At 74.4% G+C, this 25,467-nt stretch carries 27 protein-coding genes; 25 read left to right on the plus strand and 2 right to left on the minus strand.

Annotated elements, in window-relative coordinates; genetic code table 11:
* Positions 1-104 precede the first annotated feature (104 nt).
* Positions 105-1,040 (plus strand): prephenate dehydratase, encoded by a 936-nt coding sequence (gene pheA, locus AC0IVP_RS02785; protein WP_056291337.1) that lies wholly within the window; start codon positions 105-107, stop codon positions 1,038-1,040.
* Positions 1,041-1,164: 124 nt separating this feature from the next.
* Here the strand turns inward: pheA and AC0IVP_RS02790 are convergent, their stop codons facing one another.
* Together AC0IVP_RS02790 and AC0IVP_RS02795 are read right to left on the minus strand one after the other, a co-directional pair.
* Positions 1,165-1,512: a metallopeptidase family protein gene (locus tag AC0IVP_RS02790; protein ID WP_056291339.1), complete on the minus strand. Its 348-nt coding sequence runs from the start codon at positions 1,510-1,512 to the stop codon at positions 1,165-1,167.
* On the minus strand, positions 1,509-2,942 hold the full coding sequence (locus tag AC0IVP_RS02795; RefSeq protein WP_056291341.1) for a GuaB1 family IMP dehydrogenase-related protein: 1,434 nt from the start codon (positions 2,940-2,942) through the stop codon (positions 1,509-1,511). The genes AC0IVP_RS02790 and AC0IVP_RS02795 overlap by 4 nt, the downstream gene beginning before the upstream one ends.
* Positions 2,943-3,018: 76 nt before the next feature.
* Here AC0IVP_RS02795 and AC0IVP_RS02800 point away from each other — a divergent pair, with 76 nt between their 5' ends.
* The 24 genes from AC0IVP_RS02800 (at position 3,019) to AC0IVP_RS02915 (ending at position 25,432) form a co-directional block, all read left to right on the plus strand.
* On the plus strand, positions 3,019-3,681 hold the full coding sequence (locus AC0IVP_RS02800) for an SRPBCC family protein (protein ID WP_471754378.1): 663 nt from the start codon (positions 3,019-3,021) through the stop codon (positions 3,679-3,681).
* Positions 3,678-4,058 carry an ArsR/SmtB family transcription factor gene (locus AC0IVP_RS02805; protein ID WP_056291345.1) on the plus strand — a complete coding sequence of 127 codons (381 nt, stop codon included), beginning with the start codon at positions 3,678-3,680 and terminating at the stop codon, positions 4,056-4,058. The genes AC0IVP_RS02800 and AC0IVP_RS02805 overlap by 4 nt, the downstream gene beginning before the upstream one ends.
* Before the next feature lie 99 nt (positions 4,059-4,157).
* Positions 4,158-4,565 carry a YciI family protein gene (locus tag AC0IVP_RS02810; protein WP_471754380.1) on the plus strand — a complete coding sequence of 136 codons (408 nt, stop codon included), beginning with the start codon at positions 4,158-4,160 and terminating at the stop codon, positions 4,563-4,565.
* Positions 4,562-5,719 (plus strand): RNA polymerase sigma factor, encoded by a 1,158-nt coding sequence (locus AC0IVP_RS02815; RefSeq protein WP_471754382.1) that lies wholly within the window; start codon positions 4,562-4,564, stop codon positions 5,717-5,719. The genes AC0IVP_RS02810 and AC0IVP_RS02815 overlap by 4 nt, the downstream gene beginning before the upstream one ends.
* A gap of 216 nt (positions 5,720-5,935) precedes the next feature.
* Positions 5,936-6,598: an HAD family hydrolase gene (locus AC0IVP_RS02820; protein WP_471754384.1), complete on the plus strand. Its 663-nt coding sequence runs from the start codon at positions 5,936-5,938 to the stop codon at positions 6,596-6,598.
* Between the two features lie 40 nt (positions 6,599-6,638).
* Positions 6,639-7,868, plus strand: coding sequence for a sedoheptulose 7-phosphate cyclase (locus tag AC0IVP_RS02825; protein ID WP_056291352.1), 1,230 nt, complete (start codon positions 6,639-6,641; stop codon positions 7,866-7,868).
* 10 nt (positions 7,869-7,878) lie between these two features.
* Entirely contained in the window at positions 7,879-8,658 is a 780-nt protein-coding gene (locus tag AC0IVP_RS02830; RefSeq protein ID WP_200938753.1) for an O-methyltransferase, read from the plus strand.
* 9 nt (positions 8,659-8,667) lie between these two features.
* Entirely contained in the window at positions 8,668-9,489 is an 822-nt protein-coding gene (locus tag AC0IVP_RS02835) for a TauD/TfdA dioxygenase family protein (RefSeq protein ID WP_471754386.1), read from the plus strand.
* Between the two features lie 98 nt (positions 9,490-9,587).
* Positions 9,588-10,826, plus strand: coding sequence for an ATP-grasp domain-containing protein (locus AC0IVP_RS02840; RefSeq protein WP_200938754.1), 1,239 nt, complete (start codon positions 9,588-9,590; stop codon positions 10,824-10,826).
* Complete coding sequence (locus AC0IVP_RS02845) at positions 10,826-11,839, plus strand: D-alanine--D-alanine ligase family protein (RefSeq protein ID WP_471754388.1); 1,014 nt, start codon at positions 10,826-10,828, stop codon at positions 11,837-11,839. Before AC0IVP_RS02840 ends, AC0IVP_RS02845 begins: the two co-directional genes overlap by 1 nt.
* Before the next feature lie 99 nt (positions 11,840-11,938).
* A complete protein-coding gene (gene serS, locus AC0IVP_RS02850) occupies positions 11,939-13,237 on the plus strand; it encodes a serine--tRNA ligase (protein WP_056291360.1) in 1,299 nt (432 codons plus the stop codon).
* Positions 13,234-14,163, plus strand: coding sequence for an HAD family hydrolase (locus AC0IVP_RS02855; RefSeq protein WP_471754390.1), 930 nt, complete (start codon positions 13,234-13,236; stop codon positions 14,161-14,163). The genes serS and AC0IVP_RS02855 overlap by 4 nt, the downstream gene beginning before the upstream one ends.
* Complete coding sequence (locus AC0IVP_RS02860) at positions 14,160-14,966, plus strand: HAD-IIB family hydrolase (RefSeq protein ID WP_056291365.1); 807 nt, start codon at positions 14,160-14,162, stop codon at positions 14,964-14,966. The genes AC0IVP_RS02855 and AC0IVP_RS02860 overlap by 4 nt, the downstream gene beginning before the upstream one ends.
* An 18-nt stretch (positions 14,967-14,984) precedes the next feature.
* Positions 14,985-15,230 (plus strand): hypothetical protein, encoded by a 246-nt coding sequence (locus tag AC0IVP_RS02865; RefSeq protein ID WP_200938755.1) that lies wholly within the window; start codon positions 14,985-14,987, stop codon positions 15,228-15,230.
* The gene (locus tag AC0IVP_RS02870) at positions 15,185-15,643 is read left to right on the plus strand and encodes a hypothetical protein (protein ID WP_471754392.1); all 459 of its coding nucleotides are present in this window, start codon (positions 15,185-15,187) and stop codon (positions 15,641-15,643) included. The genes AC0IVP_RS02865 and AC0IVP_RS02870 overlap by 46 nt, the downstream gene beginning before the upstream one ends.
* Before the next feature lie 218 nt (positions 15,644-15,861).
* Positions 15,862-16,518 (plus strand): TetR/AcrR family transcriptional regulator, encoded by a 657-nt coding sequence (locus AC0IVP_RS02875; RefSeq protein WP_471754394.1) that lies wholly within the window; start codon positions 15,862-15,864, stop codon positions 16,516-16,518.
* Positions 16,519-16,642: 124 nt separating this feature from the next.
* A complete protein-coding gene (gene mhpA, locus AC0IVP_RS02880; protein ID WP_471754396.1) occupies positions 16,643-18,199 on the plus strand; it encodes a bifunctional 3-(3-hydroxy-phenyl)propionate/3-hydroxycinnamic acid hydroxylase MhpA in 1,557 nt (518 codons plus the stop codon).
* Positions 18,196-19,293, plus strand: a complete 1,098-nt coding sequence (locus AC0IVP_RS02885; RefSeq protein WP_471754398.1) for an alpha/beta hydrolase family protein — start codon at positions 18,196-18,198, stop codon at positions 19,291-19,293. The genes mhpA and AC0IVP_RS02885 overlap by 4 nt, the downstream gene beginning before the upstream one ends.
* A gap of 87 nt (positions 19,294-19,380) precedes the next feature.
* Entirely contained in the window at positions 19,381-20,622 is a 1,242-nt protein-coding gene (locus AC0IVP_RS02890; RefSeq protein WP_471754400.1) for an MFS transporter, read from the plus strand.
* Positions 20,623-20,656: 34 nt separating this feature from the next.
* Entirely contained in the window at positions 20,657-21,853 is a 1,197-nt protein-coding gene (locus AC0IVP_RS02895) for a cytochrome P450 (protein WP_471754402.1), read from the plus strand.
* A 52-nt stretch (positions 21,854-21,905) separates the two neighbouring features.
* On the plus strand, positions 21,906-22,100 hold the full coding sequence (locus AC0IVP_RS02900) for a ferredoxin (protein WP_471754404.1): 195 nt from the start codon (positions 21,906-21,908) through the stop codon (positions 22,098-22,100).
* Positions 22,097-23,284, plus strand: a complete 1,188-nt coding sequence (locus tag AC0IVP_RS02905) for an NAD(P)/FAD-dependent oxidoreductase (RefSeq protein ID WP_471754406.1) — start codon at positions 22,097-22,099, stop codon at positions 23,282-23,284. The genes AC0IVP_RS02900 and AC0IVP_RS02905 overlap by 4 nt, the downstream gene beginning before the upstream one ends.
* Positions 23,285-23,465: 181 nt before the next feature.
* Positions 23,466-24,368 (plus strand): intradiol ring-cleavage dioxygenase, encoded by a 903-nt coding sequence (locus AC0IVP_RS02910; RefSeq protein ID WP_471754408.1) that lies wholly within the window; start codon positions 23,466-23,468, stop codon positions 24,366-24,368.
* A complete protein-coding gene (locus AC0IVP_RS02915) occupies positions 24,365-25,432 on the plus strand; it encodes a maleylacetate reductase (protein ID WP_471754410.1) in 1,068 nt (355 codons plus the stop codon). Before AC0IVP_RS02910 ends, AC0IVP_RS02915 begins: the two co-directional genes overlap by 4 nt.
* Positions 25,433-25,467: the final 35 nt, after the last annotated feature.

The following is a 25,467-nucleotide window of genomic DNA, read 5'->3' on the forward strand; positions in this document are numbered from 1 at the left end:
CGCCGGTCCGAGAGGTGTCCCCTCGTCCGTGCGTCCGGCCGGTGGCGAGGCAGCTCCCCCCGGGGCGGGGACTGGACCCGACCCGGCCGCACTACCCTGCTCGGATGCCGTCGAAGCCCCCGACCAGGTTCGCCTATCTCGGGCCCGAGGGTACCTTCACCGAAGCGGCCCTCCGCAGTACCGGTGCCTCCTCCGAGGGGGAGTCGGTGCCCCTGGCCAGCGTGCCCGCGGCGCTGGCGGCACTGCGTTCCGGCGAGGTCGACGCGGCCTTCGTGCCGATGGAGAACTCGGTCGAGGGATCGGTCTCCCCGACGATCGACGGGCTGGCCGCCGGGGACCCCGTGGTGGTCACCCGGGAGGTCTTCCTGGAGGTCGACTTCGTCCTCGGCGTCCGTCCCGGGACCGGCCTGGGGCAGGTCCGCACCGTGGCCAGCCACCCGCACGCGCTGGCCCAGACCCGCGGGTGGGTCGCCGAGCACCTGCCCGGCGCCGCCGTGGTCGCCGCCGCCTCCACGGCCGAGGCGGCCCGGCTGGTCGCCCTCGGCGAGGGGGACGCCGCGGTCTGCCCCGCGCTGGCCGCCGCCCGCTACGGGCTGGAGGTCGCCGCGCAGCGGCTGGCCGACGCGCCCGGCGCCGTCACCCGGTTCGTCCAGGTGGAGCGGCCGGGCCGCCTGCCGGCGCCGACCGGGGCGGACAAGACCACGCTCAACTGCGTCGTCGCCGACCGCACCGGGGCACTGCTGGACCTGCTGTCCGAGCTGGCCTCCCGCGGCATCAGCCTGACCCGGCTGGAGTCCCGTCCGCGCCGGGAGCGGCTGGGCGTCTACTCCTTCTCCCTCGACGTCGAGGGGCACCTGGCCGACCGCCGGGTGGGCGACGCGCTGGTCGCCCTGCACCGGCTCTGCGACGAGGTGCGCTTCCTGGGCTCCTACCCGCGCGCCGACGGTCGGGAGGTCAAGCCGGTGCTGGCCGCCGCCGCGGACGGGTCCTTCGCCGCCGCCGAGCAGTGGCTGGCCGACGTGCGCGCGTCGGCCGGCTGACCCGGTCACCGGGGGCGGCACCGGCGCAGGACGGGCCGCTGGAACGGCACCACCCAGACCGGTCATGGTGACCCAGTGTGCGGCTCCAGGAGCAGGACGCAACCCCCTCGACCGGCCGGCGTCCTCACCCCCAGCCGAGCTCGTGCAGCTTCTCCTCGCCGATGCCGAAGTGGTGCGCGATCTCGTGCACCACGGTGATCGTGACCTCCTCGGCGACCTGCTCCGCGGTCTCGCAGACGTCGCAGATCGCCTCCCGGTAGACCATGATCCGGTCCGGCAGCTGACCGGAGAGGTCCCAGCTGCGCTCGGTCAGCGCGTAGCCCTCGTAGAGGCCCAGCAGGCTGGGCTCGTCGGGGTTGCGGTCCTCGACCAGGACGACGACGTTGTCCACCAGGGCCATCAGCTCGGCCGGGACCTGGTCCAGGGCGTCGGCGACCAGGTCCTCGAACTCCTCGACCGGCAGCGGCCTCACCAGCTGGTGGGCAGCGGGCGGCCCTCCTCGTAGCCGGCCGCGGACTGGACGCCGAGCACCGCGCGCTCGTGCAGCTCGTCGACCGTGCGGGCGCCGGCGTAGGTGCAGGAGGACCGGACGCCGGCGACGATGCCGTCGACGAGGTCCTCGACGCCGGGGCGGGCGGGGTCCAGGTACATCCGGGAGGAGCTGATGCCCTCCTCGAACAGGCCCGCGCGGGCCCGCTCGAAGCCGGACTGGGTGGACGTCCGGGCCTTGACGGCGCGGGCCGAGGCCATCCCGAAGCTCTCCTTGTAGAGCCGCCCGGTGCCGTCCTCGTGCACGTCGCCGGCACTCTCGTAGGTGCCGGCGAACCAGGAGCCGACCATGACGTTGGCCGCGCCCGCGGCCAGTGCCAGCGCGATGTCGCGGGGGTGCCGGACGCCGCCGTCGGCCCAGACGTGCCTGCCGGCCTCGCGCGCGGCGGCCGCGCACTCCTCGACGGCGGAGAACTGCGGGCGGCCGACGCCGGTCATCATCCGGGTGGTGCACATGGCGCCGGGCCCGACGCCGACCTTGACGACGTCGGCGCCGGCCTCGACCAGGTCGCGGGTGCCCTCGGCGGTGACCACGTTGCCGGCCACGACGGGGGTGCTGCCGGCGACGGCGCGCACCGCACGCACCGCCTCGACGGCCTTGGCCTGGTGGCCGTGCGCGGTGTCCACCACGAGGACGTCGACGCCGTGCGCGAGCAGCGCCTCGGCCTTGCCGGCGACGTCGCCGTTGATGCCGACCGCGGCGGAGGTGAGCAGCTGGCCCGCACCGTTGACCGCCGGGGTGTAGAGCGCGCTGCGCAGCGCGCCCTTGCGGGTGATCACGCCGACCAGCTGGTCGCCGTCGACGACGGGGGCGGCGTTGACCCTGGCCTCGGACAGCACGTCGAAGACCTCGGGCAGGTCGGTGCCGACCGGGACGGTGAGCGGGTCCGGCGCCATGACCTGGGACAGCTGGGTGAACCGGTCCACGCCCTGACAGGCGCCGTCGGTGACCACGCCGACCGGCCGGCCGCCCTCGACCACGACGACGACGCCGTGCGCGCGCTTGGTGAGCAGCTGCAGCGCCTCGGCGACGGTGGCGGTGGGCGCCAGCGTGATCGGGGTGTCGTAGACGGTGTGCCTGGCCTTGACCCACTGCACGACCTCGCCGACGACGTCGGTCGGGATGTCCTGCGGCAGGACGGCGAGGCCGCCCCGGCGGGCGATGGTCTCGGCCATCCGGCGGCCGGAGATGGCGGTCATGTTGGCCACCACGACCGGGATGGTGGTGCCCACCCGGTCCGGCGTCGTCAGGTCGACCTCCAGCCGCGACCCGATGGTCGAGGAGCCGGGGACCATGAAGACGTCGGCGTAGGTGAGGTCCGTGGCCGGGCGCTGGTCGTTGAGGAACCGCATGCCCCCATGGTCCCGCACGCCGGGGTCTGGTGTGCCGGGCCGGCAGCCGCTAGGTTTCTTCCATAAGCACTCACTTATGAAGAGGGAGACCGACGTGATCGAGGACCCGGTGGGCGTGGCGGGACTGGTGGCCCGCGAGGTGCGCCGCTCGACCAGGGACGGCGTGCCGACCCGGGTGGCCGTCGCGCGGCGCGCCTACGGCACCGACCGCGGCGACCTGTGGCAGGCACTCACCGACCCCGAGCGGATCCCGCGTTGGTTCCTGCCGGTCACCGGCGACCTGTCGGTGGGCGGGCGGTACCAGACCGAGGGCAACGCCGGCGGCGTCGTCGAGCGGTGCGCGGAGCCCGAGTCCTTCGCCGTCACCTGGGAGTTCGGCGAGATGGTCTCCTGGCTGACCGTCTCGCTGACCCCGGCGGCCGCGGGCACCGTCCTGGAGCTGGTGCACGAGGCCCCGGTCGACCCGGCGATGTGGGAGCAGTTCGGCCCGGGTGCGGTCGGGGTGGGCTGGGACCTGGCGTTGATGGCCCTGGGCCTGCACCTGGCCGCGGACGGCGCCCCGGTCGACCCGGCTGCGGGCCTGGCCTTCCCGACCACCCCGCCGGGCCGGGCCTTCGTCGAGGCCGCCGCCACCGGCTGGGCCGAGGCCGCGGTCGCCGACGGGGACCCCGCGGAGACCGCGCGCGCCGCCGGCCGGGCGACGACGGCGTTCTACACCGGCGACCCGCACGAGGCGTGACGGCGGCCGCGGCGGCCCTGGACGCACTGGGCGACCCCACCCGGCGGCGGGTGCTGGAGGTGCTGTCCGGCGGGGAGCGACCGGCCGGAGCGGTCGTCGACGCCCTCCGCGAGCACGGGCCGATCTCCCAGCCGGCGGTCTCCCAGCACCTGCGGGTGCTCCTCGACGCGGGCCTGGTGACGGTCCGTGCCGAGGGCACCCGCCGGGTCTACGCGCTGGGCGCCGAGGGGCTGGTCGCCGTCCGGGAGTGGCTGGTGCGGTTGACCGACCCACTGGCGCCCTTCGCCCAGCCGCTGGACGCACTGGCCACCGAGGTGGCGCGCGGTCGCCGGGCCCGGCGGCCGGAAGGGCCCGGGGGGCAGGCGCGGCGGGCCTGAGCGCCGGGGGCGGGGAGCGTCCGTGTCGAGATCGGGCCGGCGGTTCCGTCCCCGGGGTGGAGGCGGCCACGATGGGCCGCACCGGACCGAGGAGACCCGATGCCGAAGTACCTGTTGCTCAAGCACTACCGCGGCGCACCCGCCCCGACCAACGACGCCCCGATGTCGGAGTGGACGCCGGAGGAGGTCACCGCGCACATCCGCTACATGGAGGAGTTCGCCGACCGGCTCCGCGCGAACGGGGAGTTCGTCGACGCCCAGGCGCTGTCCCAGGAGGGCACCTGGGTCCGCTCGGACGGCCCCGGCCGCCCGCCCGTCACCGACGGGCCCTTCGCCGAGACCAAGGACCTCGTCGCCGGCTGGATGGCGATCGACGTCGACGACCACGAGCGGGCGCTGGAGCTGGCTGCCGAGCTGTCGGCCGCACCCGGCGCCGGGGGCGAGCCGATCCACGAGTGGCTGGAGCTGCGGCCCTTCCTGCAGGCCCCGCCCACGGTCCGGGAGTGACCCCGGTGGACGAGGGCCTGCTGCGCGAGCTGACCCCGGTCGTGCTGACCGCCCTCGTCCGCCGCGGGGCGGACTTCGCCGCCGCCGAGGACGCCGTCCAGGAGGCGCTGCTGGAGGCCTGGCGGGTGTGGCCCGCCGACCCGCCGCGGGACCCGCGCGCCTGGCTGGTCACCGTGGCCTGGCGCCGGTTCCTGGACGCCACCCGCTCGGACGCCGCCCGCCGGCGCCGGGAGGACGGGGTCGGGGAGGAGCCGGCGCCGGGCCCGGTGTCCGGGGTCGACGACACGCTGCGGCTGTACGCGCTGTGCGCGCACCCGTCGCTGTCGCCGTCCTCGGCGGTGGCGTTGACGCTGCGCGCCGTCGGCGGGCTGACCACCCGGCAGATCGCGGCCGCGTACCTGGTGCCCGAGGCGACGGTGGCGCAGCGGATCAGCCGGGCCAAGCGGAGCCTCGCCAGGGTCCGGTTCGACCACCCCGGCGACCTGGGCACCGTGCTCCGGGTGCTGTACCTCGTCTTCAACGAGGGCCACTCCGGGGACGTCGACCTGGTCGTGGAGGCGCTGCGGCTGACCCGCCAGCTCGCGGCAGCGGTCGACGACCCGGAGGTGCACGGGCTGCTGGCCCTGGTGCTCCTGCACTCGGCCCGCCGGGACGCCCGCACCGACGCCGACGGCGCCCTGGTGCCGCTGGCCCGGCAGGACCGCAGCCGGTGGGACACCGCGGCCGTCGCCGAGGGGGTCGCGGTGCTGCAGGCGGCGCTGGCCCGGGACCGGCTGGGGGAGTACCAGGCGCAGGCCGCGATCGCCGCGCTGCACGCCGACGCCCGCAGTGTCGAGGAGACCGACTGGGTGCAGGTCGTCGAGTGGTACGACGAGCTGGTCCGGCTGACCGGCTCCCCGGTCGCACGGCTCAACCGGGCGGTCGCGGTGGGGGAGGCCGACGGGCCGCAGGCAGGACTGGCCGCCCTCGCCGAGCTCGACGAGGCGCTGCCGCGGTACACGGCGGTGGCCGCCTACCTGCACGAACGCGCCGGTGACCCGGTCCTGGCGCAGCAGCTGTACGGGCGCGCCGCGGCCCTGGCCACCGACGCCGCGGAACGGCACCACCTGACCCGGCAGGCCGCCCGGCTGCACGGTGACCGCACCGTCCAGTGACGCGGTGGCGGGCCGGGTGCGGCGGCCCGAGGTGCGCCGCCGGCCCGGCCGTGGTCGGCTGCGCGCGCAGGCGGTGAGGGGACGGTCGTCCCGCCGCCCGGTGTCTGCGGCGAGAATTGCGGACACAGCCAGCGTAAACGTCGTTGGGCGTGGGTAGGGTCGCGGTCGCCGTGCCGGGCACCAGCCCGGCAGACGCCCCTCACGACGGAGTCGCCCGTGTCTGCCCTGCTCTTCGGTTCCATCAGCACCCTCGCCGACACCTCCGAGCTGCAGCGGGAGTCGTTCAACGAGGCGTTCGCCGCCCACGACCTCGACTGGCGCTGGGACCAGGACGACTACCGCGAGATGCTGCGCGGCAACGGGGGCGCCGACCGGATCGCCGGGTACGCCGCCGAGCGCGGTCAGGACGTCGACGCCGCCGCCGTGCACGCCACCAAGTCCGAGCTCTTCCAGCAGAAGCTGGGCCGCGGCGGGCTGACCGCCCGCCCGGGCGTGGTGGAGTCCCTGCGCAGCGCGAAGACCGCCGGCGCCAAGGTCGCGCTGGTCACCACCACCTCGCCGGAGAACGTCGTCGCGCTGGTGCAGGGCGTCGACGAGCTGTCCCTGGAGGACTTCGACCTCGTCGTCGACAACTCCGTCGTCACCGAGTCCAAGCCCGACCCGGCCGCCTACGCCTACGCGCTGCGCACCCTGGGCGAGGACGCGGCCGACGCCGTGGCCGTCGAGGACAACGTGGGCGGCGTCGAGTCCGCCAACGCCGCCGGCGTCACCGTGCTCGCCTTCCCGAACACCAACACCGCCTCGCACGACTTCAGCGCCGCCTCCCGGGTCGTCGACCGGCTGGACCCCGCGCAGCTGCCCGCCGGCCTGCAGGCCTGACGGACACCCCGACCGCGATCCCCGAGACCAGGAGAACCGCATGAGCACCGTCAGCTCCACCGTCACCCGCACCGCCGGCGGATTCCACGTCGAGGCCGTGCAGAAGACCGAGTACAGCCTCGTCCCCGTGGACGGCGTCTTCGCCCCGCACAACCCGCAGCTGGCCGACTGCTACCGCGCCGCCGGTCGCTGCCTGGCCGTCGTCGACGAGAACGTGCTGGCCCTGCACCGAGAGGCGATGCAGGCCTACTTCGACCACCACGGCATCGCCCTCACGGTGATCCCGGTGGCCATCGCCGAGACCGACAAGACGCTGGGCACCCTCGAGCGCCTGGTCGACGCGTTCTCCGCCTGGGGCCTGCTGCGCACCGAGGCCCCGCTGGTGGTGGGCGGTGGCCTGGTCACCGACGTCGCCGGGTTCGCGTGTGCCTCCTACAAGCGGTCCACGCCCTACATCCGGATCCCCACCACCCTCATCGGGCTGATCGACGCCAGCGTGTCGATCAAGGTCGCGGTCAACCACGGCAAGGCCAAGAACCGGCTCGGGGCCTACCACGCCTCCTCCACGGTCTTCCTGGACTTCTCCTTCCTGGCCAGCCTCGCCGAGGACCAGGTCCGCAACGGCATGGCCGAGCTGATCAAGATCGCCGTGGTGGCCAACCGGACGGTGTTCGACCTGCTCGACGAGCACGGCGAGGACCTGCTGCGCACCCGCTTCGGCCACCTCGACGGCACCCCGGAGATCCGCAAGGTCGCCGACCAGGTCACCGACGAGGCGATCGACACGATGCTCCAGCTCGAGGTGCCCAACCTCGCCGAGCTGGACCTGGACCGGGTCATCGCCTACGGCCACACCTGGAGCCCCACCCTGGAGCTCACCCCCGAGGTGCCCTACTTCCACGGGCACGCCATCTCGGTGGACATGGCCTACTCGGCGACCCTGGCCGCGGCCCGCGGCTACATCTCCGTCGCCGACCGGGACCGGGTGCTGGCCCTCTTCAGCCGGCTGGGTCTCACCGTCGACAGCCCGTACCTCACCGACGACCTGCTCCGGGACTCGACCAGGTCGATCCTGCAGACCCGTGACGGACTGCTCCGCGCCGCGGCGCCGAAGCCGATCGGGGAGTGCACGTTCATGAACGACGTCGACGACGACGAGCTCGTCGCCACCCTCGCCCTGCACCGCGAGGTCGCCTCCGCGCTGCCCCGCGGCGGTGCCGGGATCGACGCGTTCATGGTCCCGCGCACCAGCCCCGTCGTCTCCGCCTGACGTGGCACCGGTGAGCAGGCTCCGACCGGTCACCCCGCTGGGCATCCTGGCCCAGCGGCTCGACGACGTCGCCGACCGGCTGGACGGCGTCGACGCGGGTCTCGCGGCCGAGCTGCAGGCCCTGCGGGACCTCGCGGTCGGCTTCGAGCCCTACCTGGAGGAGCACACCTCGCCGGAGTCCCCGGCGCTGGCCAGGCTGGCCGAGCGGACCCGCTCGGCCGCCTGGACCGGCTCGCTGGAGGCCGAGATGCTCTCCGGGCACGTCGAGGGCCGGTTCCTGTCCTTCCTGCTCGGGATGACCCGGGCCCGGCGGGTGCTGGAGATCGGCATGTTCACCGGCTACTCGGCGCTGGCCATGGCCGAGGCGCTGCCCGCCGACGGCGAGGTGGTGGCCTGCGAGCTGGACGCCGACGTCGCCGCCTTCGCCCAGGAGTGCTTCGCGGAGTCCTCGGCCGGGGCCCGCATCGACGTCCGGGTCGGCCCGGCGGGGGAGACCCTGACCGCGCTGGCGGCCGAGGGGCAGGTCTTCGACGTGGTCTTCATCGACGCCGACAAGGCCGGCTACGGCGACTACCTGGCCACGCTGCTGGACGGGCACCTGCTCGCCCCCGGCGGCCTGGTCGCCGTGGACAACACCCTGATGCAGGGCCAGCCCTGGACCGGGGCGGCCACCCCCAACGGCGAGGCCGTGGCGGCGTTCAACGCCGCCGTCACCGCCGACCCCCGGGTCGAGCAGGTGCTCGTCCCGCTGCGCGACGGGATCACCCTGATCCGCCGCACCGACACCTGAGGAGCTGCTGTGCAGACCACCACCTGGGAACCCCTGGGTGCCGAGGTCACCGACCTCGACATCGCCGCGGCCACCGACACCGACGTCGCCGAGCTGCGGGCACTGCTGGCCGAGCGGGGCGTCGTCGTGCTCCGCGACCAGCACGTGGACGACGAGGTCTTCCTCGCCTTCCTGCAGTCCTTCGGGCCGCTGGCCTTCACCGCCGGGGAGACCCCGGTCGAGGGGTTCCCCGACCTCAACGTGATCAGCAACGTGGGCCGGGCGGAGCCGCCGCGCAGCACCTTCCACGTGGACAGCTCCTACCTGTCCACCCCGCCGGCCTACACGGCGCTGCGCGCGGTGCAGATCCCCTCGCAGGGCGGGGAGACGGTCTTCACCAACCAGTACCGCGCCGCCAGGACGCTGCCCGCCGAGCTCCGCGAGCGGGTCGAGGGCCGCAGCATCCGGCACGTCGTCACCGGCATCGACCCGGCGCTGCTGACCGCCGAGGACGAGACCGAGGCCGAGCACCCGGTGCTGCGGCCGCACCCGCTGTCGGGCCGGACGGCGCTGTACCTGTCCACGCCCAAGCGCTGTGCCGCGGTCAGCGGCCTGGACGACGTCGAGGCAGCCGACCTGGTCGCGCAGCTGTACGCGCACTCGACCAGCGAGGACAACAGCCTGGCGCACGCCTGGGCGCCCGGCGACGTCGTCATGTGGGACAACGGCTGCGTGCTGCACCGCGGTGACCACTCCGTCGTCGTCGGCGACCGGGTGATGCACCGCGGCATGGTCGCCGACTACGGCCCCGCCGCCGCCGCCGCCGCCGCCGACGACGGGTCGGGCCGCTGACCGCCGTCGCCACCCCGGCCGCCCGGCCGCGGCCGACGCCCTGGCGCTCGCTGGGTGCGCTGGCCGCGCTGACGCTCACCCTGCCGGTCGACCTGGCGGTGACGGCGGCCGCGCTGGTCACCACCCGGCCGCGCCGTCCGGTGCCGGCGGCCGAGCCGAGGACCGTGCTGATCAGCGGCGGCAAGATGACCAAGGCCCTGCAGCTGGCCCGGTCCTTCGCCGCTGCCGGGCACCGCGTGGTGCTGGTGGAGAAGGCCACCTACCGGTTCACCGGGCACCGGTTCTCCCGCGCGGTGTCCGCGTTCCACGTCGTCCCCGACCCACGGGACCCCGGCTACGCGCAGGCGCTGCTCGACGTCGTCCGGGCGGAGGGGGTGGACCTGTACGTGCCGGTCTGCTCGCCGGTGGCCTCGGAGTTCGACGCCGCCTCGGCCGAGCTGCTGGCCGGGGAGTGCGAGGTGCTGAGCCTGGACGCCGAGCAGGTGCGCACGCTGGACGACAAGCACCGGTTCACCACGCTGGCCGCCTCGCTGGGCCTCAGCGTCCCGGACACGCACCTGGTGACCTCGCCCGAGCAGGTCCTCGACCACGACTTCACCGGTGCGACCAGGCCCTACGTGCTGAAGTCCATCGCCTACGACCCGGTGCACCGGCTGGACCTGACCCCACTGCCACTGCCCACCCGCGCGGCGACGGAGGCGTTCCTGGCCGGCAAGCCGATCACCCCGGACAACCCCTGGATCCTGCAGGAGTTCGTCACCGGCGACGAGGTCTGCACGCACTCCACCGCCCGGGACGGCGAGATCACCGTGTGGTGCTGCTGCCCGTCCTCGGCGTTCCAGGTGAACTACGCCCAGGTCGACCTGCCCCGGGTGCGGGAGTGGGTGTCCACGTTCGTCCGGGAGCTGGGCCTGAGCGGCCAGGTGTCCTTCGACTTCCTGGTGGCCGAGGACGGCACGCCCTACGCGATCGAGTGCAACCCGCGGACGCACTCGGCGATCACGGTGTTCCACGACCACCCGGCCCACCCCGGGCTGGCCGACGCCTACCTGCACGCCCGCGACACCCCGCTCGAGCCGCTGCCCACCAGCCGTCCCACCTACTGGCTCTACCACGAGCTGTGGCGCGCGATCAGCGCCCCGCGGACCGCGCGGGAGCGCTGGCGGGTGGTCCGGGAGGGCAAGGAGGCCGTGTTCGACCGGGCCGACCCGCTGCCCCACCTCGTGCTGCACCACGTGCAGGTGCCGGTGCTGCTGGTGCGGAGCCTGCTGGCCCGCGGGGCGTGGATGCGGATCGACTTCAACATCGGCAAGCTCGTCCAGCCGGCGGGGGACTGATGACACTGCGCGTGCTGCACCTGGTCGGGTCGCCGACCAGCGCCTTCTTCGACGACCTGTCCCGGCTGTACGCCGCGGACTGCCTGGCCTCGGTCGCCGACCCGGCCCGGTACGAGATGGTCCTGGCGCACGTCTCGCCGGACGGGTCGTGGCGGTTCCCGACCTCGCTGGACGCCCTCCCCGACGCCGAGCCGCTGCCCATCGGGGCGGCCGTCGCCCGGCTGGTCGACCTCGACGTCGACGTCGCCCTGCCGCAGATGTTCTGCATCCCCGGCATGACGCACGTCCGGGCGCTGCTGGACACCCTGGGCATCACCTACGTGGGCAACCCGCCGGACCTGATGGCACTGGGCGCGCACAAGGGACGGGCCCGCGCGGTCGTGGCCGCCGCCGGGGTCGCGGTGCCGGCCGGGGAGGTGCTGTCGCCGGGGGAGGCGCCCACGCTGGCGCCGCCCGTCGTCGTCAAGCCGGTGGACGGCGACAACTCCGTCGGCGTCACGCTGGTGCGTTCGGCCGGCGAGTACGGGGCCGCGCTGGCCGCCGCCTGGGCGGAGTCGGGTCAGGCGCTGGTCGAGGACTTCGTGCCGCTGGGCCGGGAGGTGCGCTGCGGCATCGTCGTCCGGGACGGCGAGCTGGTGGCCCTGCCGCTGGAGGAGTACGGCTTCGCAGCCGGGCACGAGGTGCGCAGCGCCGAGGACAAGATCCGCCGTTCCGACGACGGGCAGCTGGGCCTGATGGCCAAGGACACCCCGACGGTCTGGATTGTGGACCCGGCCGACCCGGTGACCACCGCCGTCCACCAGGCCGCCCGGGCCGCGCACGTCGCGCTGGGCTGCCGGGACTACTCGCTGTTCGACTTCCGGGTCGACCCCGACGGCGTCCCCTGGTTCCTGGAGGCCGGGCTGTACAACTCCTTCGCCCGGCAGAGCGTCATCCCCACCATGGCCCGCGCCGCCGGCATCGAGCTGCCCGAGCTCTTCGCCGCAGCCGTGGCCGCGGCGCTCTCCCGCTGATCCCCGTCGAGTGCGCAGCCGTGCCGGTCACCGGGACGTGACGACCGGCATGGCTGCGCACTCGGTGCCGCCGGGACGCCGCCTCCTACGATCGACCCTGTGATCGACCTGCGCCTCGTCCGCGAGAACCCCGACCTCGTCCGCGCCAGCCAGCGTGCCCGGGGGGACGACGAGTCCCGGGTCGACGCCCTGCTCGCGGCCGACACCGACCGTCGGGCCGCCGTGCACCGCGCCGACGACCTGCGCGCCGAGCAGAAGGCCGCCTCCCAGGCGGTCAAGAAGGCCACCGCGGAGGAGCGTCCCGCCGTCCTGGAGCGGGCCAAGGCGTTGGCCGCCGAGGTCAAGGCCGCCGAGGAGGCCACCCGCACCGCCGACGAGGCGCTGCGCACCGCGCACCTGGCGATCGCCAACGTCGTGGCCCCCGAGGTCCCGCCCGGCGGTGAGGACGACGCGGTCACCCTGCGCACCGTGGGCGAGGTGCCGACCTACGACTTCGAGGTCCGCGACCACCTGGACATCGGCACCGCGCTGGGCGCCATCGACATGGAGCGCGGCGCCAAGGTGTCGGGCTCCCGGTTCTACTTCCTCACCGGCCCGGGCGCGCTGCTGGAGTTCGCGCTGGCCCAGCTGGCCATCACCCGCGCCGTCGCGGCCGGCTTCACCCCGGTCGTGGCCCCGGCCCTGGTCGGGCCCAAGGCGATGGAGGGCACCGGCTTCCTCGGCGAGCACGACGAGGAGGTCTACCGCATCGAGCGCGACGACCTGTACCTCGTGGGGACGTCGGAGGTCGCGCTGGCCGGCATGCACGCCGACGAGGTCCTCGACCTGTCGGCCGGGCCCAAGCGGTACGCCGGCTGGAGCTCCTGCTTCCGGCGCGAGGCCGGGTCCTACGGCAAGGACACCAAGGGCATCATCCGGGTGCACTGGTTCGACAAGGTCGAGATGTTCAGCTTCTGCGCCCCCGAGGACGCCGAGGCCGAGCACCTGCGCCTGCTGCAGTGGGAGGAGGAGTTCCTCCAGGCCCTCGAGCTGCCCTACCGGGTCGTCGACATCGCCGCCGGGGACCTCGGCACCAGTGCCGCCCGCAAGTTCGACATCGAGGCCTGGTTCCCCACCCAGGGCACCTACCGCGAGCTGACGTCGACCTCGGACTGCACCACGTTCCAGGCCCGCCGCCTCTCGATCCGCTCCCGCGACGCCGACGGCAAGCCGCAGACCGTCGCCACCCTCAACGGCACGCTGTGCGCGATCGCCCGCACCATCGCCTGCCTGCTCGAGGTGCACCAGCGCGCCGACGGCTCGGTGCACGTGCCGGCCGCCCTGCGCCCCTGGCTGGGCGGGCACGCCGTCCTCACGCCGGGCATGTCGCTGGTGCCCACCGCAGCACCGACCGCGTGACCGCACACATCCCGGCCCGCGCCGCCAACACCCTCCCGAAGCACAGCGGCGGCGAGGGCAGCGACCTCGTCGTCGACCTCGGCGACGTGGGGCCGTGGCGGCCCAGGCTGGTCGCCACCGACCTCGACGGCACCCTGCTGACCAGCGAAGGGGTCGTCAGCGACCGCACCCGGGCCGCCATCGACGCCAGCTGGGCCGCGGGTGTGCCCGTCGTCGGCGTCACCGGCCGTGGGCCCCGGCTGCTGGACAGCGTGCGGACCGCACTCGGCGGGCGCGGCATCGGCGTCCTGGCCCAGGGCGGGTTCGTCGTCGCGTTCGGCGACACCCCCGCCGACGACGAGGTGCTCCGCACCGTCGGGCTGCCCCGGGACGAGGCGCACGCCGCCATCGCCGCCATCGAGGCGGTCACCGGCGAGCTCGTCGTCGCCGTCGAGGACGCCGCCACCCAGAGCGGTGCGCTGTCCCCGCTGCGGGTGCAGCACGGCTTCGACTGGCCCTACCCGGAGCCCGCCGACCTGCTGCCGCGGGACCAGGTGCTGCCCGACGGACCGGTGCTCAAGGTCTTCCTGCGCTCGCTGACGCTGGGACAGGACGAGCTGCTGTCGCTGGCCCGCTCGGTCACCGACCCGTCGTCCGCCGAGGTCACCCACGCCGGGCTGGGCTTCATCGAGGTGCTGCCGCCGGGGATCACCAAGGCCAGCGGCCTGGCGATCGCCCTGGAGCGCTTCGGCGTCGCGATGTCCGACGTGGTCGTGTTCGGCGACATGCCCAACGACCTGCCGATGATCACCGCGGTGAACGAGGCCGGGGGCCGGTCGGTCGCCGTCGCCAACGCGCACCCCGCCGTCGCGGCCGTCGCCACCGCGCGGACCAGCGGCCACGACGTCGACGGCGTGGCCCGCTACCTCGAGGCGCTGGCGCTGTGAGTGACTGGAAGCCCGGGCTGATCGCCAGCGACATGGACGGCACGCTGCTGCGCAGCGACGAGACCGTGGCACCGGCCACGCTGGCCGAGATCGCCCGCTGGGGTGAGGCCGGGGTGCCGTTCGTGCTGGCCACCGGCCGCCCGCCGCGCTGGATGGTGGCCATCCGCGAGGTGGTCCCCACCGGGACGGCGGTGTGCTGCAACGGGGCGGTGATGCTGGACCTGGGGGCCTTCGAGGTCACCCACGAGCGCACCGTGTCCGTCGAGGTGCTGCAGCGGGTGACCGCGGGCCTGCGCGCGGCCCAGCCGGGCACCTGGTTCGCCGTCGAGTACGGCCTGGAGTTCCGGCACGAGCCGGTGTACCAGCCGCGCTGGGACGTCAACGCCGCCGGCGTCGCCGAGGCGACCCTGGAGGAGATGGTCGCCGAGCCGGTCGCCAAGCTGCTGGCCCGGCACGAGCAGCTCTCCCGCGAGGAGTTCATCGCGCTGGTGGACGACGTCGTCGGTGACCTGGCGACGGTCACCAACTCCTCCTCCGACGCGCTGGTGGAGATCTCCGCGAAGGGCGTCACCAAGGCCACCGGCCTGGCCGACGTCTGCGCCCAGCGGGGGCTCACCGCCGCCGACGTCGTCTTCTTCGGGGACATGCCCAACGACGTCGCCGCCTTCGAGTGGGTCCGCGACGGCGGCGGTCGCGCCGTCGCCATGGGCAACGCGCACCCCGACGTGCTCGCCGCCGCCACCGACGTCACCGACACCAACGACGAGGACGGTGTGGCCAGGTTCCTGGCCTCCCTGCACTGACCCTCGACCGAGTTCCCGATGCTCGACCTGCGCCTGTTCGCCTCGGGACCTGCGCGAGGCGCGGCCATCACCCAGATGGCCGCGGCCATCACCATGGCCAGCGTCCTGTTCGGGCTGATCCGGCACTTCCAGTACGCCTACGGCTGGAGCCCGGTGCGAGCCGGCCTGGCCGACCTGCCGCTGATCATCACCATGCTCGCCGCCACCCCGCTCTCGGAGTGGCTGGCCGCACGCTCCGGGCACCGCACCGCACCGCCTGCCTGACCGGCGCCGTGCTGCTCGCGGTGTCCCTGCTGGGCATGGCCTGGGCCGTCGAGCACGGCTACCCCGCGATCGCCGTCGCCATGGTCGTGCTGACCACGGGCCTGCGCATCATCATGACGATCTGCGCCGTCGCCCTGGTCGAGGCGATGCCGGCGAACCGCACCTCCATCGGCGCCGCGCTCAACGACACCGCCCAGGAGGTCGGCTCGAGCCTGGGGACGGCGATCGTCGGCACCATGATCGCCGCGCTGGTCACCTCGACGCTGCCCGCCGGCGTCTGGACCTCCGAGCTCGTGCACTCCTCCTCCAGTGGGGAGCGGACCACCTACCTGGTCCTGGTCGGCGTCGTCGGTGTCCTCGCCACGTACGGCGCGCTCTCCCTCACCGACTCCCGCGCCACCGACGACCCCTGACCCGGTGCGTGGTCCTGGTGGGCCACCGGGGTGGCACCCGGGAGGTGCTGCGTCCGCGACAGTCGTCCGGTCGGCCACCCCGCGGTCCGGCTCGCCCCTGGGGTGGCCGACCCGGACACCCCCCGTCACGCGGCTCGTCCCTTTGGGAACGGCCGTTCGATGTGAACATCAGCTCACATCGATCGGGACGGTGTGACAGGCGAACGTAGGCTCGCCCGGTGTCCGACCCGAGCGCTCCCCTCGTTCCGCCCGCCGTCCAGGCGCGGAGTCGCGAGACCGTCGACAAGATCGTCGCTGCCGGGCTGCGCCTCCTCCAGGAGGGCGGTGCTGGCGCCCTGACGATCGCCGCCGTAGCCCAGGCGGCCGGCGTCGCGGTGGGCAGCGTGTACCGCCGCTTCGGTGACAAGGAGCGGCTGTTCGCCGTGCTGCAGGCCCACTTCACCGCTGCGTTCCGCGCCGAGTACGCCCAGCGGGTCGCCGACACCGGCCTGGACGCGACCACCACTGCGCGGGAGGTGATCGACACGGCGGTCTCCGGCGTGGCCTGGACCTTCGAGGCCCACGCCCCCCTGCTGCGGGTGTTCATGCTCCTGGGGACCCAGGACGAGGCGGTGTTCGCGACCGGCTCCCAGGCCAGCGTCGCCGGCGGCCGGGTCTTCCGGGACACCGTCATGCTGGCTGCGCCCGCCCTGCGCCACCACGGCGACGTCGAGGCGGCCATCGACTTCGCCCACCGCCTGACGTACGCCACGTGCGCCCACCGTGTGGTGCAGGGGGAGTTCCTGGAGTCGGCGCGGCCGCTGCCCTATGACGCGCTCGTCCGCGAGCTGCAGGCCGCCGTGGCCGGCTACCTGCTGGGGCCACCACCCTCCTGACCCGGGGCGGCGGGGGAGCTCTTGACTCTCCGTCGCTGTTCTGTGAACCTCTCCTCACATTTGCTGTGGTGCACGCCACGGCAGCGCCGCCAACGGAGGCGGTACTCGAGGAGTGGAGGCTGGCGTGGACGACGTCTACGACGTGGCGGTCATCGGATACGGGCCCACCGGGATGGCGGCCGCGTCGCTGCTCGGCCGGCTCGGACACCGGGTGCTGGTGTGCGAGCGGTGGCCCTCGCTGTACGGGTTGCCCCGGTTCACCCACATCGACGACGAGACGGCGCGCGCGGTACAGGCCTGTGGTGACGTGGCGGCAGCGCTGGCCGACTCCACCCCCGTCGAGTACCGCTGGGTGAACGGGGCCGACGAGGAGCTGCTGCACCTGCCGGCGACCGTGGGCACGATGGGCTACCCCACCCACATCTCGATGTACCAGCCCGACGTCGAGGACGCCGTCGACGCCCGCGTCCGGTCCCTCCCCGCCGTCGACGTCCGGCAGGGGTGGTCGGTGACCGCGCTGACCCAGACCGCCGAGCACGTCGAGCTGGACCTCGAGCGCTGGAAGGCGGCCGGCCCCGGCTCGCAGCAGTCCGTCCGGGCCCGGTACGTGATCGCCTCCGACGGCAGCAAGAGCGCCGTCCGCGAGCTGCTGGGCATCGGGCGGGAGGACCACGGCTTCAACGAGCGCTGGCTCAACTTCGACACCGAGTGGCTGACCGCCCCGCCGGCCGAGTACGGCGTCAGCAAGCAGTACTGCGACCCCGCCCGCGGGCACATGTACATGGGCATCGGGCGGAGCCGGCAGCGCTTCGAGTTCGCGCTGCTCCCCGGCGAGGCCACCAGCGACTTCGAGCACCCGGACAAGGTCTGGGAACTGCTGCGCGACGCCCACGGCCTGGGGCCCGACGACGTCCGGGTCATCCGGCAGATCGTCTACACCTTCGAGTCCCGGGTCGCCCAGCAGTGGCGGGACCGCCGGGTCCTGCTCGCCGGCGACGCCGCGCACACCATGCCCCCCTACCTCGGCCAGGGGGCGTGCTCGGGCATCCGCGACGCCACGAACCTGGCCTGGAAGCTCGACCTCGTCCTGCGCGGCGAGGCGCCCGACGACCTGCTGGACACCTACGAGCAGGAGCGCCGTCCGCACGCCACCGCCCTGGTGCACATGTCCGTGGGCCTGGGCGGGGTGGCGAACACGCACGACCCCGCTGCCGCCGCGCACCGCGACGAGGCGTTCCGGACCGGTTCGGCGCCCCCGCCCCCGGCGATGCCACCGCTCCTGAGCGGGGTCCTCCGGCCCGGGCAGGGGCCGGAGCAGGGCGTCGGCGGACTCGTGCCGCAGGGCAGGGTCTCCACGGGTGCGGCCACGGGCCTGCTCGACGACGTCGTCGGGCCCGGCTTCGTCCTGGTCACCACCGCCGATCCCGCGGTGGTGCTGGGGGAGGAGGCCGCCGCGGTGCTGCGGCGACTGGGCTGCCGGGTGGTGCACCTGGGGGCCGACGTCGTGGACCTGGACGGCGTGCACACCCGCTACCTCGACGAGCTGGGGGCGTGCGCCTACCTGGCCCGGCCGGACTTCGTGCTGTTCGGCACCGCGTCGTCCCCGGCGGACGTCGAGGCGCTGGTGCTGGACCTGCGGGCCGCGGTGTCCGCGCCGTCGGCTGCGGCGGTCCTGTCGTGACCGCGCCGTCCACCGGCACGGTGCCCCCGACGGAGCTGGACCCGGCGACCGCGGCCATGCACCGGGCGGCGCCCGCCACCCGCCTCGTCGACTACGGCATGGACCCGGCCGAGGCCCGCGCCCTGCTGGCCCGCACGGCCGGCGGGGAGGACTGGACCACCGTGGCCGAGTCCTTCGGGACGGCGCAGCGGGTGCGCTCGGGACGGGCCGCGGACATGGGCCATCCGGTCACCGCGACCGAGGCCGCCGGCTTCGCCGCGGCGGCCTTCACCGTCGCCCAGCTGGCCCTCAACGCCGACGACGACCGCAAGCGTGACCTCTACCGCGCCCACGTCGAGGCTGTCGCCCGGGTGGCCACGCTGCGTGGACCGGCGATGGAGCGGGTGGTCGTGCCGTACCGGGGTGGTGAGCTGTCGGGCTGGTTGTGCCTGCCGCCGTCCGGGACGGCGGACGCCACGGTCGTGGTGTGGGGCGGCATGTCCGGCTGGGGCGCGAGCTTCCTCGGGGTCGCCGACGCCTACACCCGCCGCGGGCTGGCCTGCCTGCTCGCCGAGGGCCCGGGGCAGGGCGTGCCCCGCCTGGAGCACGGCCTGCACGTCGACGAACACGTGGCGGCGGGGTTCGGGGCCTTCCTGGACGTCGTCGAACGCCACCCGGCGCTGGGGGACCGCGTCGGCGTCCACGGCAACAGCTTCGGTGGCCTGTTCGCCGCACTGCTGGCCGCCTCCGACGACCGGGTCGGGGCCTGCGTGGTCAACGGCGGGCCGCCCGCCCCGGGCGTCCCGGAGTTCCGCGCTGCCCGCGAGCAGCTCCTGGCCGCCACCGGCACCGACGACCTGGACCGGTTGGCGCAGGTCCTGGCCTCGCTGGCCTTCGACGGCTCGACGGCCCCGGTCCGCTGCCCGCTGCTGGTGCTGCACGGCGGCCGCGACCCGCTGGTGACCCAGGAGCAGCAGGAGCTGTTCACCGTCGGGGCCGACCCGCGCACCACGATGGTCCGGGTGTGGCCCGACGGCGAGCACACCCTCTACGGCCACTCCGCCGGCCGCAACGCCCTCACCGCGGACTGGACGGCCGACCAGCTCCTCCGCTGACCCGCCCTCCCGCACCACCCCACCACCACGCCGACCCGGACCCGGGCCGGCGATCCCGCCCTGCCCACCGGACGACGAGGTCCCGACATGTCCCACAGCACCACCGCACCCGCCCCGACGACGGCCGGCGTCCCACGCACGGCCGGTCGCCGCCAGCTGCTCCTCCTGCTCGCGGTCTCCTGCATGTCCCCCCTGGGGGCCGTCCTCATCGCACCGGTCCTCCCGCAGATCGCCGCCGAGTTCGCCGCGACACCCGGCGTGGGGACGCTGGTCCCCGTGATGCTCGCGATCCCGGCGCTGCTCATCGGGCTGGGTGCGCCCTTCGCCGGGTTCGTCGTCGACCGGCTGGACCGCCGACGCCTGCTCGTGGTCGCCCTCGTCGGCTACGCCGTCGCCGGGACCGCACCGCTGTACCTGACGACCCTGTCCTCGATCATCGCCAGTCGCGTGGTCGTCGGGGTCTTCGAGGCCGCGATCATGACCTGCGCGACCACGCTGCTGGGCGACTACTGGTCGGGTCGGCAGCGCAGCCGGTACCTGAGCCTGCAGGTCCTCGTGACCGCGCTGGCGGCCACCGTCTTCCTGCTCGTGGGCGGGGCCCTGGGCAGCGTGGGTTGGCGGACGCCCTTCTGGCTCTACGCCGTCGCCCTGCTCCTGGCCGTCCTGGTCGTGGCACTCATCTGGCAGCCCACCGCGACGCGGGAGGCAGGGGACACGCGGGGCACCGGGGACGCCGTGGCCGCCGCGCCGATGCCGTGGCGACGGCTGCTGGTGCCGTGCCTGGTCACCCTGGCCGGCGGCACGGTGTTCTTCGCCCTGATCGTGGAGCTGTCGTTCCTGCTGACCGGTGCGGGCATGTCCTCCCCGGCGAGCATCGGTGCGGTGAGCGCCGTCATGGCGCTGGCCACCGCGGCCGGCTGCCTCACCTTCGCCACCAACGCCCACCGCACCCCGCGGACGCTGCTCCCACTGGAGTTCGGCCTCACCGGGCTCGGTTTCGCGCTCGTGGCGAGCACCACGACCGTGCCGGTGATCGTCGTCGGCGCCGTCCTCTCCGGCCTCGGCACCGGGATGCTGCTGCCCACCCTGCTGACCTGGTCGGTGAACCAGCTCGCCTTCCACCACCGTGGACGGGGCACCGGGGCGTGGACGGGAGCGCTGTACCTGGGTCAGTTCGCCGCCCCCGTCCTGATCTCCGCCGTGGCGGCCGGCGTCGGTGGTCTCCGCCAGGCGTTCTGGGTGCTGGCCGTCCTCTCCCTGCTCGTCGCAGCGGTCACCGCTGTGGTCACCCGGCACCACGACGTGCCGCTGGACGTCACCCGTGACTGACGGCACCCCCCACCTCCCAGGCCAGGAGTCGACGATGACGCCCGCCCTCTCGACGAGCGACAGCCCCTACGACCCGCTGAACCCCCAGCACGTCAGCGAGCCCACCGCTCGGCTCGCCGAGGCGCGCAGCAGGTGCCCGGTGTCCCAGCCGCGCCCGGGGGTCTTCGTCGTCGCCCGGCACCACGACGTGCTCGACGGGCTCCGGGACCCGGTGTTCCTCTCCTCGGCGGACAACTTCGTCCTGGACGGCGGCACGGAGATGGAGGCCCTGCCCGCCACGCCCATCACCATGCTCGACGCTCCCGACCACACCGCCCTGCGGGCACGCTTGCGGCGCTGGTTCGCCCCGGCGGTCCTGCGCCAGCAGGAGCCGCGGGTACGGCGGATCGTGACCGAACTGCTGGAGGACCTGCAGGCCGGGCAGCGGGTGGAGGTCTGGGCGGAGTGGGGGCGACCGCTGCCCGCTCGCACCGTGTACGCCTTCCTCGGCCTACCGGAGTCGGACTGGGAGCAGGTCCAGACCTGGGCCGACGTGGTCAACGACCACTTCCCGCAGGTGTCGACAGAGATGCCGGAGTTCGCCGCGCTGGCGGGCCACCTCGGGCAGCACCTCGTTGCCCGAGCAGCCGGTCCACCCACGGGCAGCGGCGTCATGGACGGGTTGGTGCACCCGGCGCCGGGTGAGACCCCGTTGTCCCCGGCCGAGGCGGTCATGCACTGCCTGCAGCTGATCCTCGCCGGCACGGACACCACCGGGAGCCTGATCACCAGTCTGCTGCACGAGGTGCTGATCGACCGGACCCGCTGGGAACGGCTCGTCGCCGACCCCGGCCTCGTGCCGCAGGCGATCGAGGAGTCGCTGCGCCACGACGCGCCCCTGCAGTACGTCCTGCGGACGACGACCGGTGCCGGCGACATCGGCGGCTGTCCGGTGGGGGAAGGGGCGCGGGTCGCCCTGAGCCTCCAGTCGGCCAACCTGGACGAGGACGTGTGGGGCCCGGACGCGGCCGTCTTCGACCTGGACCGGCCGGCGGGGAGCGCCACGTCGGCGACGTTCGGCCACGGCGTCCACACCTGCCTCGGTGCACCGTTGGCCCGTCTGGAGGCCCGGCTGCTCCTCGAGGGCCTCCTCGAGCGCTTCCCGTCGCTGCGGTTGGCGCCGGACTTCGTCCGCCGGCCCGCAGCCCGCTCGATGGTCCGCCGCCCGGCCCGTCTGGACGTCGTCCTGTGAACCCGCAGGCGGAGCGACACGGCCGCGGCCCCCATCGGCCCAGGGGTCTCCGGTGAGCCACGTCGACGTCGACCGTGACCGGTGCGAAGGGCACGGACTCTGCGAGCAGACCGCCCCGGAGGTCTACCGGCTCGACGACGACGGTGAACTCGAGGTCCTCGTGGAGGACGTGCCGGAAGCGTTGGTCCCGAAGGCCGAGGCGGGCGCGCGGGTGTGCCCGGTCGCAGCCCTACGGGTGCGTGCGTGACCGGCCGCGGCGACGAGCCGGTCCTGCGCCGAGTGGTGGTCGTGGGCGGCTCGATCGCGGCGGTCACCGCGGCTGCCTCCCTGCGGGCCGACGGCTTCGACGGCGCGCTGACCCTGCTGTCCGACGAGGTCCATCCCCCGTACTCCCGGGTGCCGTTGTCCAAGGCCGTCCTCGGCGGCGGGGCGCCTGCTGCATCGGCGACCCTCCCCGCAGCAGGTGATGACGTGGTGGTCCGGTTGGGTGCGCCAGTCAGGGGACTGCAGCCCGGACGGCAGCGGGTGGTCCTCGCCGACGGGGAGGAGGTGCCCTACGACGGGCTCATCGTGGCGACCGGTTCACACGCCCGCCGGCTGGCCGGCCCCGGCCAGGTCGGGGAACAGGTCCTGAGGACCGTGGACGACGCGACGGGGCTGGCCGCCAGGATCGGCCGTGCCGGCTCGGTCGTCGTCGCCGGTGCCGGGTTCCTCGGCATGGAGATCGCCTCCACGTGTGCCGACCTCGGTCTCCGGGTGACGGTCGTCGACCGTGAACCCCCGCTGCGGCGGCTGCTCGGAGAGTGGCTGGCCGAGGTGGTCGTGGAGGCCGCGCGGGAGCGCGGCGTGCGCCTCGTCCACGCACCCGGGGGGATCGAGTTGGTCGGACGGCCCGAGGTCCAGGGCGTGCGGTGGGCAGCGGGCCAGGTGACCGCCGACGTCGTGGTCTCGGCGGTGGGCGACATCCCGAACACCGGGTGGTTGGCCGACAGCGGCCTGATCGTCCGTGGCGGGCTCGTCGTCGACCGGGGTTGCCGGGCCGGACCCCGGGTCTACGCGGCCGGCGACGTCACTGTGACCGACCTCGGCCGTGGGGTCCTGCGCAGGTCACCGCACTGGACGAGTGCCGTGCGGCAAGCCCGGACCGCTGCCGCAGGACTCCTCCACGGTGTTGGTGCGATCGCCCCACGTCCCGACCCCTACTTCTGGACCGAGCAGTTCGGCCTCGACGTCAAGATCAGCGGCGAGATCCCACCGGGACGCGCACCCGAGGTGCTCGCGGGTGACCGCGCGCAGCGGTCGGTGCTCCTGCAGTGGCGCGACCGGGGGAGGCCGGTCGCGGCTGCGACGGTGAACCACCGCTTGCCCGTCGTGAGACTCAAGGCGCTGGGCGCACACGCGTCCACCGTTCCGGCAGCCCCGTCCCGCTGATCGGGTGCCGTCCCGGCCCTCCGTGCTCACCCGAGCGGGAGCGGACGGGCTCGACCTCGTCGACGATGACGGTCGGCCGTCACGACGGGGACGCGCCTCCGACGACTCCTCCCGCTCCGCCCCGCACCCCTACCGTCCACGACCAGTGCCTCCGCACCCCCGGCCAGAGAGGAACGTCGTCATGACGCAACACCCACCCACCTCCAGCGACGAGCTGTTCAGCGAGGAGCGGTCGGCCGAGGTGGTCGCGGCGTCCTTCGCCGGCACCCCGGACCCGCGGCTGCGGGAGGTGCTCACCTCGCTGGTCCGCCACCTGCACGACTTCGTCAAGGACGTCGAGCTGACCGAGGCCGAGTGGGAGGCCGCGATCGGGTTCCTCACCGAGACCGGCCAGACGTGCACGCCGACGCGGCAGGAGTTCATCCTGCTCTCGGACGTGCTGGGGGTGTCGATGCTGGTGGAGACGGTCAACCACCGCACCGGCGGGACGGCGACCGAGTCCACCGTGCTGGGCCCGTTCCACATGGTCGCCTCCCCGGTCCGGGAGCTGGGTGAGGACATCGCCCTGGACGGCAAGGGCACCCCGTGCCTGGTCTCCGGGCAGGTCACCGGGCCCGACGCGGCACCGCTGGCCGGGGCGACGGTCGACGTGTGGCAGACCAACGAGGACGGCTTCTACGACGTCCAGCAGCCCGACGTGCAGCCCGCCGGGAACCTGCGGGGGGTCTTCACCACCGACGGTGAGGGCCGGTTCTGGTTCCGCTCGGTCGTCCCGCGCTGGTACCCGATCCCCGACGACGGCCCGGTCGGTCGGCTGCTGGCCGCCACCGGCCGGCACCCCAACCGGCCCGCGCACCTGCACTTCATCGCCTCCGCGGCGGGGTACCGGCCGGTGACCACGCACGTGTTCGTCGCCGACAGCCCCTACCTGGACTCCGACGCCGTCTTCGGGGTGAAGGAGTCCCTGGTCCGCGAGGTCCCCGAGGTCGACGACCCGGCCCGGGCCGCGGAGGTCGGGCTGGGCAACCCGTTCCGCACGCTGACCTTCGACCTCTCGCTGCTGCCGGCGGTGTCCGACCAGTGAGGTCCTTCACCCACACCGCGTTGCCGATGCGGGTGGTCTTCGGGCCCGGGTCGCTGGCCCGGCTGCCCGAGGAGGTCGCCGCACTCGGGCTGACCCGGGTGCTGGTGCTGTGCTCCCCGGAGCAGGCCGCCACCGGGCAGCTGGTCGCCGATGCGCTGGGGGACCGGGCCGCCGGGGTGCTGGCCGAGGCGCGGATGCACGTGCCCGTCGAGGTCGCGCACCGGGCCCGGGCCCTGGCCGCCGAGCTGGGCGCCGATGGCTGCGTGGCGGTCGGCGGCGGGTCGGCGGTCGGGCTGGGCAAGGCGATCGCGCTGGAGCACGGCCTGCCGGTGCTCGCCGTCCCGACCACCTACGCCGGGTCGGAGATGACCCCGGTGTGGGGTCTGACCGCCGAGGGGGTCAAGAAGACCGGCCGCGACCCGCGGGTGCTGCCGGTGTCGGTCGTCTACGACCCCGAGCTGACCCTCACCCTGCCGGTGGCGATGTCGGTGACGTCGGGCTTCAACGCGATCGCGCACGCAGTCGAGGGCCTCTACGCCCCCGACGCCACCCCGATCGTGTCGTTGACGGCCGCCGAGGGCGTGCGCGCCCTGGTGTCGGCCCTGCCGCGGATCGCCGCGGTGCCCGACGACCTCGAGGCCCGGGGGGACGCCCAGTACGGCGCCTGGTTGTGCGGCGCGGTGCTCGGGGCGACCACGATGTCGCTGCACCACAGGCTCTGCCACGCCCTGGGTGGCACGCTGGACCTGCCGCACGCGTCCACCCACACCGTGGTCCTGCCGCACGCGCTGGCCCACAACGCCCCCGCCGTCCCCGACACGATCGCCGCGCTGTCCGCGGCGATGGGCGGGGTGACCGACCCCGCCCGGGCTCTGTGGGACCTGGCCGGTGACCTGGGCGCGCCCCGCTCGCTGGCCGAGCTGGGCATGACCGGGGACGACGTCGACCGCATCGCCGACCAGGTGCTCTCCACGCCCTACGCCAACCCCCGCGCGGTCACCCGCGACGGGCTGGTCGCCCTGCTGGGTCGGGCGCTGGACGGCGGTGCCCCCGTCGCCGGGTGACGGTCACCTCACCAGGCGCGCCCCACGGCCCGGCC

This window comes from Klenkia sp. AC732 (assembly GCF_979256525.1).

Coding starts and splice junctions, on each gene's coding strand:
- pheA (WP_056291337.1), top strand. CDS start 105: ATGCCGTCGAAGCCCCCGACCAGGTTCGCCTATCTCGGGCCCGAGGGT.
- AC0IVP_RS02795 (WP_056291341.1), bottom strand. CDS start 2,942: ATGCGGTTCCTCAACGACCAGCGCCCGGCCACGGACCTCACCTACGCC.
- AC0IVP_RS02800 (WP_471754378.1), top strand. CDS start 3,019: ATGAAGAGGGAGACCGACGTGATCGAGGACCCGGTGGGCGTGGCGGGA.
- AC0IVP_RS02810 (WP_471754380.1), top strand. CDS start 4,158: ATGCCGAAGTACCTGTTGCTCAAGCACTACCGCGGCGCACCCGCCCCG.
- AC0IVP_RS02825 (WP_056291352.1), top strand. CDS start 6,639: ATGAGCACCGTCAGCTCCACCGTCACCCGCACCGCCGGCGGATTCCAC.
- AC0IVP_RS02845 (WP_471754388.1), top strand. CDS start 10,826: ATGACACTGCGCGTGCTGCACCTGGTCGGGTCGCCGACCAGCGCCTTC.
- AC0IVP_RS02865 (WP_200938755.1), top strand. CDS start 14,985: ATGCTCGACCTGCGCCTGTTCGCCTCGGGACCTGCGCGAGGCGCGGCC.
- AC0IVP_RS02890 (WP_471754400.1), top strand. CDS start 19,381: ATGTCCCACAGCACCACCGCACCCGCCCCGACGACGGCCGGCGTCCCA.
- AC0IVP_RS02895 (WP_471754402.1), top strand. CDS start 20,657: ATGACGCCCGCCCTCTCGACGAGCGACAGCCCCTACGACCCGCTGAAC.
- AC0IVP_RS02910 (WP_471754408.1), top strand. CDS start 23,466: ATGACGCAACACCCACCCACCTCCAGCGACGAGCTGTTCAGCGAGGAG.